The sequence below is a fragment of the Gordonia sp. NPDC062954 genome (genome assembly GCF_044543825.1).
Taxonomy (GTDB): domain Bacteria; phylum Actinomycetota; class Actinomycetes; order Mycobacteriales; family Mycobacteriaceae; genus Gordonia; species Gordonia tangerina.
This window is the reverse complement of record NZ_JBITWL010000004.1, coordinates 15,138-28,278: the sequence shown is the minus strand read 5'-3', so window position 1 is coordinate 28,278 and position 13,141 is coordinate 15,138. Positions and strand designations below refer to the sequence as shown.

Genomic DNA, 13,141 nt, shown 5'->3' with positions numbered 1-13,141 from the left:
GGGCTGCGGATGTCCGCGAGCATCACGGTTGGGTGCCATCGGCTGGATAATCCATCCGAGCGCGCTCAGCGGTGATGCCGGCGGACACGCTTGACCAGATTCGGAACGCGCGAGCGCTACTACAAGCCGATGGCAGCGCCGATGACCGCGCCGATCCCGATGAACACCGCGCCACAGATCCACCCCGCCGGGTGCCCGTCGTCCTCCAGCAGCAGCGTGCCGAGTTTGCCGGGCGTGAGCCAGTCGATGAGAACGAACGACCACATCATCACTGCGATCGCTAGCAATACATAGATGGCGGTGTAGAGCACTCCTCGCCACAGTTCGAGCGCCAGTGAATCGCGTGCGCCGGCAACAAGGACGATCGAAAGACCGATGACCTGGGCGGTCGCCAGCATCACCGCGTTGCGGTTGTGGTCGAGCCAGATCAGATTGCGCAATCGGCCGGGGGTCACGAGGTCCAGCGCCACGAACCCCACGACGAGCAACGCGATTCCCACGAGGCTGTAGGCGGCGGCATCGCCCAGGTTGTCGCGCAGTTGGTCCATGGGAGAAACAGTAGCGATCCGAGACGAGGCGCGGCGCCCGATAACGCCCAGGCCCCTGGCGGCCGATCGGGATAACTCCCGGAAAGGGCGGCAGGAGCCTGGACAGTCAGGTGTCGAATCGACTCAGCCGACCATCACCATCTCGTGGTCGCCGACTGAGCGTGCCAGGACCGACACATGGTCAGCGGCATCGCCGAGCGTGTGCGAAATCGCGGTGAGTCGGCTGAGGTAGTGGCCGACGGGATACTCGGCGGTCATGCCGATGCCGCCGTGCATCTGCACTGCCTCCTGGCCGATGGCCCGGCCCGAGCGGCAGATCTGCAGTTTCGCCCGCGAGGCGATGATTGGATCGCAGATGCCGTCCGACAGCGCGGTCGTCGCGTACAGGCTCATGCTGCGGGCCAGTTCCAGCTGGGTGTACATGTCGGCGGCGCGCTGGGTAAGCGTCTGGAAGTGCGACAACGTGACACCGAACTGCTTGCGGGTCTTCAGGTATTCGACGGTGAGGTCGAGGGCACGCTCCATTGCGCCGACGGCCTCGGCGCACAGGGCGGTCTGGATGCCGACCTCGGCGTCGGCGATGACCTGCGTGGCGTCGCCGCTGCCCAGACGCACCGCTGCCGCGTCGGCGAACTCGATCTGCGCCCCGCGACGGCGATCATGTGAACGGTACGGGGTGCGCGTGACACCGCCGGCGTTCGCGTCGACCAGGAACAGCCCGACGCCGTCGTCGGTGCGCGCCGACACGACCAGCTTGTCCGCGCAGTCACCGTGGCCGACAAGTGTTTTGGTGCCATTGAGCTTGCCGTCGGTGGCGGTGGTGGCCACCTTCGCGCCCGGCCAGCGGTCGCCGGCTTCGAGGTGGGCGAATGCCATCAGCAGTTCGCCGGAGGCCAGCCCGCCGAGCAGCTCGGCGCGGGTCTCGTCGTCGGCGGTTGCGGCGACCAGCGACCCCGGAACGAGGACGGAGTCGAGGTAGGGCTCAGGTGCCAGGGCGCGACCGATCTCGGTCATGACGCTGGTGAACTCCACCGGACCGGCGCCCATGCCGCCGTCGTCCTCGGGGAAGGTCAGGCCGAGGATGCCGATGTCGGCCAACGACTTCCACACCCCCTTGTCCCAACCGAGTTCGGTGTCGGTGACCTTACGCAACGTCTCGACGTCGTACTTGCGGGTCAGCACCTCGCGCACGGTGTCGCGCAGCATCGTCTGTTCGTCGGAAAGTTCGAAATCCATGAATGGTTCCCAGGTTCTCGTGAGTCGTGAAAAGTAGTGAGGCGGCGCTTGGATCAGAGACCCAGCACGGCCTTGTCGATGATCTGGCGCTGAACCTCCGACGATCCGCCGTAGATGCTGACCTTGCGGTAGTTGAGGTAGGTCGGCGCGGACAGCTGTGCCCATTCCGGCGACGTGACGTCGGCGGTGCCGTTGGCGGCCGACGCATCGAGACCGGCAACCGGCAGCGAGTCGGCGCCGGCGATGTCGGCGAGCAACTCCATGGCGTCCTGCTGCAGTTGGCTGCCGCGCAGCTTCAGCAGCGACGACGCCGGGTTGGGCTTTCCGTCCGCCGACGAGGCGGCCACACGCAACTGGGTCATCTCCAGGGCGAGCAGGTCGTTCTCCAACTCGGCCAGCCGGGCTGCGAACAGCGGGTCCTCCAGCAGGGTGCCGCCGGACGCCGTGGTGATCTGGCGTGCGAGTTCCTTGGCCTTGGCGAGTTTGGTCTTGGTGTAGCCGACCCGCGCAATGCCGCTGCGCTCGTTGCCGAGCAGGAACTTGGCCTGCGTCCAGCCTTCGTTCTCCTTGCCGACCAGATTCTCTACCGGCACGCGGACATCGTTGAAGAAGACCTCGTTGACCTCGAAGCTGCCGTCGATCAACTGGATCGGCCGCAGTTCCACGCCGGGGGTGTCCATCGGGAACAGCAGCATGCTGATGCCGGCCTGTTTCTTGGCGTCCGGATCGGTGCGCACCAGGCAGAAGATCCAGTCGGCGAACTGGCCGAGGGTGGTCCACGTCTTCTGGCCATTGACGATGTAGTGGTCACCATCGCGCACCGCGCGGGTCTTGAGTGAGGCGAGGTCCGAGCCGGCCTCGGGCTCGGAGAAGCCCTGGCACCACCAGATGTCGAGGTTGGCGGTCTTGGCCAGGAAGCGTTCCTTCATCTCTGGCGAACCGAACTGCGCGATGACCGGGCCGATCATGCCGACGTTGAACGGCAGCAGGTCCGGGACATGCATCAGGCTCATCTCCTCGCGGTAGATGTGGCTCTGAATGGGAGTCCAGTCGCGGCCACCGGCCTCGACCGGCCAGCCCGGCGTCGCGACCCCGTGTTCGTTGAGGATGCGCGTGGTGGTGACCAGGTCGTCGGGGTAGTTCAGCTTGCCCGCTTCCGACCGGCGCCGCAGATCTTCGGGAACCTTCGCGAAGATCGCCCGCAACTCATCGCGGAACGCCTCTTCTTCGGGACTGAATGTCAGCTGCATGAGTTCTGTCTTACTCCTGGTCAGGGGATGTGGGGTGCGGTCGCGGAACTCGGTGGCCGGTTGTCCGCGGCTGCTGACTAAGCGCTTGCTTAGTGATACTGTGCACTATGCCGCGCCCCGCGGCCCCTGTCAATGTCCGGAGCCGTGCAACCGGCGAAATGTCGAGAACGGAGAACAGGGACATGTCTGTCGTGGAACCGCCGCCCCGTGCCGTCGCGGCACGCTCACGGTTGCTGCGCGCCGCGGTGGAGGCCTTTGCCGCCAAGGGGTTCACCACGACCACCACCCGCGACATCGCCACCGGCGCGCAGATGAGTCCGGCGGCGGTGTACGTGCATTTCAAGTCCAAGGAAGAGGTGCTCTACGAGCTCTCCGACGCCGGGCATCGGTCGTTTCTGCGATTGATCGACGCTTCCGACGACCCCGAGCAGTCGCCCGCCCTCCGGTTGCGGGCCGTGATCGGTGCGCTCGCCGCCCACCACGCCCGCGATCACGTCTGGTCGCGGGTGGTCAATTACGAGTTGGACTCGCTCTCGCCCGAGCATCGCGCGGCCATCGAGGTCATGCGCAAGGAGGTCGCCGCACGAGTCGGCGCGATTGTGGGCGCGGGTATCGCAGACGGGGCCTTCGACGTCGACGACCCGAAGGCGACGACGACGCTGCTGCTGTCGATGGGCGTCGACGTCGCGCGTTGGTACCGGGAATCGGGTGCGATGACACCCGAGCAGATCGGTGAGTTCCATGCAGATATGGCTGCGCGGATCGTCGGTGCTCGGGAGTCCGACGCGGGTACGTGACGTTCGGGACCGAGCGACTGCGTGTGTGCGAGCTCCTCAGCGAGGCGCCGCGATCGCGTGGTCGGCTGCCTCTGCTGCTGAGGCGTCGCGTCGCGTCGACCGGCGTCGCACCGCGTTGACGAGCGCGCCGAGGATCGCCAGCGTCAGGACGTAGGCCACGTACCCGACGACCGTTGCCTGCAGGCCCGCATGGGACACGACGAGCCCGGCCACCACCGCAGGGAGGCTGAACGCGAGGTAGCTGGCGACGAACACCGATGAGAAGACCTGTCCGCGTTGTTGTGTCGGGGTTGCCGCGACGATGCTGTCCAGTGCGCCGAGGAAGGTCGCGGCGAATCCGGATCCGGCCACGATCGAACCTACGACATATAGCGGCAGCGCCTCGGACAGCACGCCCGACAGGGAGATGACCGCACCACCGGTGAGCGCGGGATAGCCGAAGGCCAGCTTGGTGGCGGCTTCGCGACCGGTGATCACCAGAGAAGTGACCGCAGCCGAGGCGAAGAAGGTGAACAGCAGCACGCCTGCCTCGGCGTGGTTCTCGACGCCGAAGACCCGCGCCACCACCGACGACCCGAGCGAAAGGTAGAGCCCGCCGAGCGACCACGTCGCGACCAGCGCGGGCACCGCCGCGACGAACACCCGGCGGACCGACGAGGGGAGGGTCACCTGCGGTGAGAGGGTGGCGACAAGGTGTCGTCGGGAGGTGAAGCCGACGCGCTCGGAGGTTTCGGGGACCACCAGCAACGCTACGAGGAGCGCGGCGAACAGTCCGAGGATCACCTCGTAGACGAGGAACCGTGGTGCCGGTGCGTACTCGACCAGCAGTCCGGCGATCGCGACGCCGCCGGCGAGTCCGATGGCCGGCGCGGCGCCGGTGATGGCAGAGCCGAGGCGGGGAGTTGGCTGCAGGTCCACGACGGTCGCGGTCAGGGTGCCCATCGCGGCGCCGGTGGCAAGGCCTTGCAGGGCGCGTGCGGCCATCAGAACGCCGACGTTGTCGGCCACGACGAACAGCACCATGCTCGCGATCAGCAACGCGAGCGCCACCGCGAGCACCGGACGTCGTCCGATGTGGTCGGAGAGCGCGCCCACCGTGAGCAGGCTGATCAGCATCGTCGCCACGTAGATGGCGAAGACCGCGGTGAGGGTGAATGCGGAGAAGCCCCACAGCTCCTGATAGACGGGGTAGAGGGGCGAGGGTGCCGCAGAGGAGAAGAGCACCATCACGAACGTGGCGGTGACCACCCAGAACGCGCGGTGCGGGTGTAACCGGGGCATCGCCACTCCTAAAGCAAAGACATTTGCGTTAGATTCAACGTATCCAGAGGCCGCCACTAAAGCAACTTGGTTTGCAATAATGGATCGCATGAGTAGTTCCCATGCCGCCGCATCGCGTCCGGACGCGGGTGATCGGGCGCGTCGGCCCGGCGGACGTAGCGCGCGAGTGCAGTCTGCGGTCTATGCCGCGGTAGGTCAGCTCGTGGGCGCAGGTCGGCGTGACACCATGACGATCCCCGAGGTCGCCGAGTTGGCCGAGGTCAATCCGACCAGTATCTACCGGCGATGGGGTTCCATCGAGGCGTTGCTGGGTGAGGTGGCCGTCGCAGCGCTCACCCAGGGTGAGCCGCTACCCGACACCAGCGATCTCGGCGCTGATCTGGCCGAGTGGTCACGGATCATCGCCGCCGACATCGGTCGGCCCAAGCGCCGCGCCTACCTCCGGGCGATGGTGTTCGCCCGCGATGACGTAGTGGAGGAGTGCCCGTGCTGGGAGATCCGGCGCGAACAGGCCGAACAGATGGTGGATCGGGCCGCCCAGCGCGGCGAGGCGACGCCGTCGGTGCGGCAGATCCTCGACCATGTCATCGCGCCCCTTTACCACCACGCGGTGTTCGGCCTGGGGCTCGACGACACCTACGCCGCGACGCTGGCCGCCGATGTCATGCGCATGACCGAATCGCGCGGCACATCGCGCTAGGGTCGGCGCATGCGACACGTGCATGCCTTCGGCGATGATGCTCTCGGCGATCGAGACGGGGTGGGCATCGCCGCCGCGATCGCCGGCGGGGAGATATCGGCCGCTGAGGCGTTGGAGGCCGCTCTGGCCCGCATCGATGCGGTAGAGCCGCATCTGAATGCGGTCGCCGTCGACGATCGCGAGCGGGCCCGCAAGCGGGCGGTCGGGGAGGGCATCCCCGGCGGATCGTTCGCCGGAGTCCCGTCGATCATCAAGAACAACACCCTGTTCGAGGGGTTGCCCGTGGGCAACGGGTCGGCCGCGATGCCCGATCTGCCGGCAAAGGGCAACGAGCCGTTCACCGAGCAGTTGTTGTCGACCGGCGTGAACATCGTCGGCGCCTCGACATTGCCGGCCTTCGGGCTCACCGCGACCACGGAGTTCGTCGACCGCGAACCCACCCGAAACCCCTGGAACACCGACTATTCGGCGGGCGCTTCGTCGGGAGGCTCGGCCGCGTTGGTTGCCGCCGGGGCGCTGCCGCTGGCGCACGGCAACGATGGTGGCGGCTCGATCCGGATACCGGCTGCGGCGTGCGGGTTGGTCGGGCTGAAGCCGTCGCGCGGGCGTGTCGAACCGTCGCCGACCGGACGCATCCTGCCAGTCGATATCATCTCCAACGGCATCCTGAGTCGAACCGTGCGTGACACTGCGCATTTCATCGACGATGCCGAACGTTTCCGCGCGCCCGAAGGCCTGCCCCGCGTCGGGCTGGTGGAAGGGCCGGGAACGCGCCGGTTGCGTATCGGACTGATCACCGACACCGTTACCGGCGCCCCGATCGACGACGACACCGCCACTGCGATGACCGAGGTGGTCGAACTGTTGACGTCGCTCGGCCACCACGTGGAATCGACCCCGGTCCCGCTGGACGAGACCTTCGTCCGGCAATTCACCGACTACTGGTCGATGCTCGCGTTCACCATGGACCGCGCCGGAAAACTCATGGTCGGCAAGGACTTCGACAAAGCGGCCCTGGACCCGTTCACTCGGGGACTTGCGCGGCGATACGCGCGGGCGTTCTGGCGCACCCCGGCGACGATCATCGGGCTCAAACGGGCCACAGCGAAGTTCCGCACCGTCTTTGACCGTTTCGACCTGCTGCTGTCGCCGACGCTGTCGCACACCGTCCCACGGATCGGCTACCTCGATCCCGGCGGCGACTTCGACGTGATCTTCGAGCGGCTCGTGCACTACGTCGCCTACACGCCTGCGAACAATACGTCGGGCACGCCAGCGATGAGTCTACCGCTGGGACGGACCTCCGACGGCCGGCCGCTGGGCATCCACTTCGGCGCCGACCTGGGGCGGGAGCGGCTGTTGCTGGAGCTGGCGTTCGAACTTGAAGCGGCACAGCCGTTCGCGCGGATTCAGGAGAGCTGAGTGCGGCGGACTGTCTCCGACGCCGTGTGGCGTGGGATCTGGGTTGCGTGTGCCGCGGGCCTGGCTATCGGTGCAGTTCTGATTGCGCTGTACGCCTTTGTGTCTCGTCGGCCGGACCGATTGATCGGTGGGGATCTGACCTCGGCGACGACTTTTCTCGGGGCGTCCTTGGCGTTGGTGTGCGTGGTCGCGTTGATCATCGCCACCGTGGGCTTGTTGATGATCCGTGGCCGTGAGATGGCTGTGCCCGCAGCGCTGCTTCTTTTCGCATGTGCCGGGGTCACAGCCTGGGTGTACCTCGCCGATGTCACGGACGCCGCGCGGTCCGCTTTGTCCGTGCCAGGTGCAGGTCCGGTCATTTCGATCGCGCAGCTTTCCTGGCTCGTGCTGGCGTGTTCGGCTCTCGCGCTACTCGCAGGATCGGTGCTGCCTCAGCCTGAATCAGGCGTCCGAGGTGCTCCGTTTGTGCTTGTCGCGGCGTGTGTCATCGTGACGGTGATCGTGCCGATCGCGGTGGGTGGCGCTGCGGTAGCCAGAGCAAGCGATGAGACGTCGGTGCAGGCGGTGCCGATTCCGGCTGTGCCGACGACAGTCGGGTCGCAGGTCGCCTATCGGTTGGAGAGCGCGGATCCGATGCAGGTGATACCTGCCGGACCGGGTTTCGTCACCAACGACGGCGACAGGGTGACCGCGTACGACGGCGGAACCGGGGCTCGTCGGTGGACTACGTCGGCCGACGTGCGTGACAATTGTTCGTCAAATGGAGTGAGGTCGACGGGCACGACGCCGACGAGCGTCGTGTTGATCGGTTGTACCGAGTACTTCGAGGACGACGTGACCTATAGCTATATCACCGGCGTGGATGCGATGACCGGTGAGCATCTATGGACCAATGCCGAGAACTGGACGGTGCGGGCACGTGCCGTCACCACTGGTGCAGCCGTCGCGGTACTCCGTAATCCCTACGGTGATACCGAGATCGGTTCGTTGGATGCCAGAACCGGAGCGATCTTGTGGAGCCGGTCCGCGCCGAGTTGCTTCGACCCCGTTGGCATGGCGACAGCCGATCATTCGGTCGTTGTTGTCGAGTCGTGTCAGGAGCGTGGTCGGGTGGCCGTCCACGTGTTCGAGGCGACTACTGGGAATGAGCGGCGGGTGCGGCTGGCGGTATCCCCCGATCTGGTGGCGGCGCAGCGCCTTCACGCTGAGATCTTTGCGGTCAACGACGATTCCGTGGCAATTCAGATGTGGCCAGACGACGAGTACAGCCGGGAATCGGCGGTTATTGTCAATGCCGCTAACGCGACCTACAGATCACATCCTGGCGATGTTTCAGCTCCCAGCACCAGTGATCTGCAGGACGACCGCTATCCCGGCCCGTTGACCCAGCTGGTCGACAGTTCGTATCCGGACTATGTGGAACTGCTGATGATGCCCGGTGGGCAGACTCGACGGATTTCAGATGTACGGATGACTGTTATCGACGACGATGTGGCCGACGATCAGCTCTGGGCGGAGATCGGTGACCAGGTCGCCACCGCCGCAAGCTTCGACGAGAACTACGAGCTCGTTGTTGTTTCCGGTGACACGATCGTGGAACGACGTTCGTCGCCATGTGGCGACGAAACCGCGGGTGGGATCACTGCGGTCCCTGGTTCGGTCGTGCTCGTGTGTTACCCGGGTCGCCGCGACGAGCCCCGTCGTCGGGGAGTCGAGATCCTGGGCCTGCGCTGAGGTTAGTTCATGGCCGTGAGTTCATTCCCGCAGCCGATCAGTAAGGCCCCCGGCATCAACTGCGGAAGCCCGCCGTCATATGAACTGCACGGATTCGGCAGCAGGGTGTGTTCGCCGGCCTCGTCGACAACCCACGCGGAATAGTCCCATCGTGCGGCGCCCACCCGTGAATCAGCAATATCTACAGGTGTTTCCGCTGCGGCGCCCAGCCAGCTGTCGCCGAGCGCCACCCAGGGTGGTGAACCGCTGTAGGTTTTGTCACCCACGTAAAGTCCGGTGGGAGTTGTTGTGCGAGAGCCACTGTCGAAGATCGACAGTGAGTAGTTCCCATGCCCCATGCGGTACGTTTGCACGAGTATTGAACTTTCGTCGATGAACCGGGCGGTAGCAGCGTCCGGGAAGCGGTGGACGACGCGGCCGGTTCCGATGTCGACGAGCGCCTGCACTCCGTCTGTGTAGGGACCCGATGTTGGCCTGAAGGTCACCACAGCGTGGGTACCCCTTGTATCTGCCAGAGACACAATGGTGTCCTGCGCAATGTCGATCCCAAGGTACGATTCTCGGATCTCGCGGAGTGCATCGCCGGTCCTCGGATCGAGAACTGATGCGATGAGGTCGGGGTCGCCGTCGCACGTCGTCATGACGATTGCGTTGTCGGCGGCGCGGGCCCGGGTTTCGCAGTGGTCCGGGAGGGGGCGGGTCCACATAACCTCGCCGGTTCGCGGTGAGATCGCGGTCCACTGTTCGTGTGGAGCGGCGACCGTGGTCGCCGGTGCCTCATCGGACTGATCGCGCAGGAGAAGCACGTCGTCGGCGACCATGACAAACGGTTGGCGTGAGTCAAGCAGCGACGTAAACCATTTGGTCCACAAACGTTCGCCGGTGGTGGCATCAAGGCCGATGAACGGTTCTCCCGCTATACCTTGCTGGCCTTGACCGGAAATGTGCGCAATCAGCACAGAGGACTCGCCGGTGCCGGTGGACGTCAAATCCAGCACGTCACTATTGCGCGCGGCGAACCACCACAGCCGCTCGCCGTCCGAGCCGCCGTGTCCCTCGATGGTCTCGTGGCTCTTGGTGGCGACACCATCGGTATGAGAAGCGACCACCGCGTATCCCGCCCCGGCGATCGTGAAGTCGCGGGAGGGCTCGATTGTGTACCCTTCTCGGCCGGGGCTATCAGGCAGCGGTGGGATCGACACGCCAGCAGCGGTTTCGCCTTCGTATGGCGAGGGCCGGTAGGTGGCGATGGCGAGCGTCGCGCTACCGATTACCGCGGCCGCAAGCAGCGTCGCTATCGCTGTGCGCATTGGTCTACGGGGAACGGGTTCGTCCGACAACAGGTAATAGAACGGCAAGTAGGAGCGGGCAGCGACGACCGCCAGCGCAACGAGGGCGATGCACGAGATCACCCACGCGACACTGGCGGCGGACTGGACGTTGCTCGAACCGGGGATTGCCTGTTCGGTGGCGGCGCCCTGGAATACATCCCTGCTGTCCGATCGACGCCACGCGACGAACCCGGCGATGGCGGCGGCCACGAGCGTCGGGGACGTGTACGCCATGAACTTGGTCCGCGTACTGTTCACGGCCCGGTAGGCGCCGGCAGTGAGATATGCGACGACCAGCCCCGCGGTCACACCGACCATTGCCGTCGTCTGACGTAGAACGGACAGCGTGTCGTTGAGCCCATCGATCACTACAGGTGTCGTGCGATTCAACCACGCCCAGCCCAACGTCCCAAGCGCGACCACGGGCAACCCAACCACGATGCCGAGTGACAAACCCGGCTGCGGCATCACCTGGTTATGTTCGGCTCCAACGGCGTCGTCGTCGGGGCGATTGAGCTCTTCCTTTGTCTCTACCGGCACGGAATGAGCGTATCGGCCGCGCGCACCTGGTCATTCGCTCGGACGACAGCGCGAGGCGCTTTCCGCGCTGATGCGGCACTCTCGTGCCAGGATCCCGCATTGGTTGTGGGGGAGGGATGGGCTCAGGCAGTAGAGCCTGGGTCTTGCAGCGAATCGATCGGGGGGTGAGGGCCATGTGGCGCGTCGTCTGTGTGGGAACGGCCGTAGGCACCACTGTCGGCGCAACCGTTCTGGCGGTTCTTGCACTCGTGCTCCGGAAGCCTGCCAATCGAGTTGGAGGTGACTTCCACGCCGCAACCACGTACCTGGCGGTTTCGCTCGGTATCGGTCTGACGGTGGGCGCGACCGTCATCGTGCTCGCTGGGGTGTTGGTGCACGGACGACCGATGACGATGCCGGCGGCAGGGTTGGCCGCAAGTGCCACAGCGCTGGCGGCGTTTGTCTTTCTGGGCGAATCCGCGCCGGCCGCTGTATCCGTGCTCTCAGGGCCGGGTGCGCATTCGGTGGTCGTGCTCTCCCGGACGGCTTGGGTGCTCTACGCCGTGGCATCGCTGGCGTTACTCGCCGCCTCGCTCACCCATGACGTTCGCGCGACCCCTGGGCAGAAGCGCCGATGGGCGGGACCCATCATCGGACTCGTCGTCGCTTTGGTGGTGACCCTTTTTGGCGTCGCGACCGGGTCGGGTACGGGGGCCGACGCCGCACAGGCAGAACCGATCGCCATACCGGCGATCCCGACTTCGCTCGGTCAGAATGTGGCTTACAGACTCCGGAGCGCGCTCTCGCAGCGCGTGGTCCCGGCCGGCCCTGGATTCGTCACCGTCGACGAGGAAGCCGTAACCGCCTACGACGGAGCAACCGGTCGGAAACGCTGGCGGTTCTCGACCGACGGACTCTCGGAGGAATGCTTCCCCTATTCGGCGTGGTCCACCGGGACCGACGCCGAAAGCGTCGTCATCGTGCAATGTGCCGACGACGATGAGTACACGCCTGCCGCGCTCGATGAGCAGTCCGATGCCGGCCTCACCGCATTCGACGCGATGACCGGCCGACACCTGTGGACCAACTCCGAGGGCTGGGCAATACGGGCGCGAGCGGTGTCGGATGGCGACGGAGCCGTCGGTGTGGTGCGTGGCGAGGGTACTGATGCGCGGATCGGCGCCCTCAACATCCGGACCGGACACGTTCGATGGAGTCGGCCGGTGCGTGAGTGCGCGGACCTCTGGAGCGCCACCACCGTGACCAGCTCGGTGGTCGTGCTCGAGCTGTGCCCGGGACCGAAGGATGTCTCGGCCGTCTCTTTTGACATGGAAACCGGTACGCCACAACGGATACGGGTCGACCTCTCCCGATGGGCAGGTGTCGACGCCGCCATCATGTGGGACGTTCTCGCGGTGATGGGGTCGCGAATAGCGGTCCGCTACACCTTGGATCGGGGTCGGCACAACGAGGCCCTGGCCATCGTCGACACCGCGACGGCGACGGCGAGAGTCGACTGGGGACAGGTTGACTGGCTTCACCTGTCTCCGGAGGAGGGACTGATTCCGGGCGACGTGGCGGAGCTGATGGCGCACCCCGGTGATGATTTCACCGACGTGCTGACGATGCCCGCCGGTGAACGACGCCGGATCGATGGCCTCGAAGCTTGGACTTCATGGTCGAGCCCGGCGCTGAACCTTGCTCGGTGGGCGACGGTTGGTGAGGAGTTGATGACGGCAACGGAGTTCGCCGTCGACGGACTGTACCGGCTGGTGACGGTGCACCCCGACAACTCGATTAGTCGACGACCCTCACCGTGTGGCCGACGACCCGGCGGTATCACTCCGGTTCCGGGCGCCGTTCTGATGCTCTGCCGGCGTTCTGACAACGACGATAGTTCGGGTGTCGAGATCATCGCGTTGCGCTGAGCAGACCCGGCAGCCAATGTGTGGGCGCTCACGCTGATCCTCTGTGTAACTGTGAACCCAGGCGGCCCGGTGCTTGTCTTCGGCCACGGACTATTCGTGGAGGTCGTCAATGGCGCAAGGTGATTTCCGGCCTTCCTGAGTATCGATGCATTACAACGATGTTGACAGTGGTTGCACATCGGGAGCCGATGCGCCCCTGGGCCGATCTCTCCGAGCAGGGAATAGCCGGCGGACCAACCCGAGCGCATGGTCCAGGCATCGCACGATTTCGTCGGCTTGGTCCGCCTGCCGTGGGTCGTCTTCGCCCGCGCGGGTCGGCCGATAAAACGCAGGTCGTCGACCGCCCGCGCGATCCGAGCCAACCCGCGCGACCCGAGCCGACCTGCGTTGATCCT

General features: G+C 65.7%; 10 protein-coding genes. 5 read left to right on the top strand and 5 right to left on the bottom strand.

The features are described 5' to 3' along the window. Positions 1-119 precede the first annotated feature (119 nt). From ACIGKQ_RS05685 to ACIGKQ_RS05675, 3 genes are all read right to left on the bottom strand, one after another. Positions 120-548, bottom strand: a complete 429-nt coding sequence (locus ACIGKQ_RS05685) for a DUF350 domain-containing protein (protein WP_396572668.1) — start codon at positions 546-548, stop codon at positions 120-122. 123 nt (positions 549-671) lie between these two features. After that, positions 672-1,784, bottom strand: coding sequence for an acyl-CoA dehydrogenase family protein (locus ACIGKQ_RS05680; RefSeq protein WP_396572666.1), 1,113 nt, complete (start codon positions 1,782-1,784; stop codon positions 672-674). A gap of 53 nt (positions 1,785-1,837) precedes the next feature. After that, positions 1,838-3,034 (bottom strand): acyl-CoA dehydrogenase family protein, encoded by a 1,197-nt coding sequence (locus ACIGKQ_RS05675; RefSeq protein WP_328713489.1) that lies wholly within the window; start codon positions 3,032-3,034, stop codon positions 1,838-1,840. Between the two features lie 182 nt (positions 3,035-3,216). On the opposite strand from ACIGKQ_RS05675, the gene ACIGKQ_RS05670 reads away from it, so the two are divergent. Then, complete coding sequence (locus tag ACIGKQ_RS05670) at positions 3,217-3,831, top strand: TetR/AcrR family transcriptional regulator (RefSeq protein WP_266060297.1); 615 nt, start codon at positions 3,217-3,219, stop codon at positions 3,829-3,831. Between the two features lie 36 nt (positions 3,832-3,867). Here ACIGKQ_RS05670 and ACIGKQ_RS05665 read toward each other — a convergent pair whose 3' ends face one another. Further along, positions 3,868-5,112 carry an MFS transporter gene (locus ACIGKQ_RS05665; protein ID WP_266060298.1) on the bottom strand — a complete coding sequence of 415 codons (1,245 nt, stop codon included), beginning with the start codon at positions 5,110-5,112 and terminating at the stop codon, positions 3,868-3,870. Positions 5,113-5,191: 79 nt separating this feature from the next. Here ACIGKQ_RS05665 and ACIGKQ_RS05660 point away from each other — a divergent pair, with 79 nt between their 5' ends. The 3 genes from ACIGKQ_RS05660 to ACIGKQ_RS05650 are packed head-to-tail and all read left to right on the top strand — an operon-like array spanning position 5,192 to position 8,968. Next, positions 5,192-5,812 (top strand): TetR/AcrR family transcriptional regulator C-terminal ligand-binding domain-containing protein, encoded by a 621-nt coding sequence (locus tag ACIGKQ_RS05660; RefSeq protein WP_396572663.1) that lies wholly within the window; start codon positions 5,192-5,194, stop codon positions 5,810-5,812. A 9-nt stretch (positions 5,813-5,821) separates the two neighbouring features. After that, positions 5,822-7,234, top strand: coding sequence for an amidase (locus ACIGKQ_RS05655; RefSeq protein ID WP_396572662.1), 1,413 nt, complete (start codon positions 5,822-5,824; stop codon positions 7,232-7,234). Further along, positions 7,235-8,968: a PQQ-binding-like beta-propeller repeat protein gene (locus ACIGKQ_RS05650; protein WP_266060301.1), complete on the top strand. Its 1,734-nt coding sequence runs from the start codon at positions 7,235-7,237 to the stop codon at positions 8,966-8,968. A 2-nt stretch (positions 8,969-8,970) separates the two neighbouring features. On the opposite strand, the gene ACIGKQ_RS05645 is transcribed toward ACIGKQ_RS05650, so the two are convergent. Further along, on the bottom strand, positions 8,971-10,839 hold the full coding sequence (locus ACIGKQ_RS05645) for a hypothetical protein (RefSeq protein WP_266060303.1): 1,869 nt from the start codon (positions 10,837-10,839) through the stop codon (positions 8,971-8,973). Between the two features lie 335 nt (positions 10,840-11,174). On the opposite strand from ACIGKQ_RS05645, the gene ACIGKQ_RS05640 reads away from it, so the two are divergent. Continuing rightward, on the top strand, positions 11,175-12,746 hold the full coding sequence (locus ACIGKQ_RS05640; RefSeq protein ID WP_266060305.1) for a PQQ-binding-like beta-propeller repeat protein: 1,572 nt from the start codon (positions 11,175-11,177) through the stop codon (positions 12,744-12,746). The last annotated feature ends 395 nt before the right edge of the window (positions 12,747-13,141 follow it).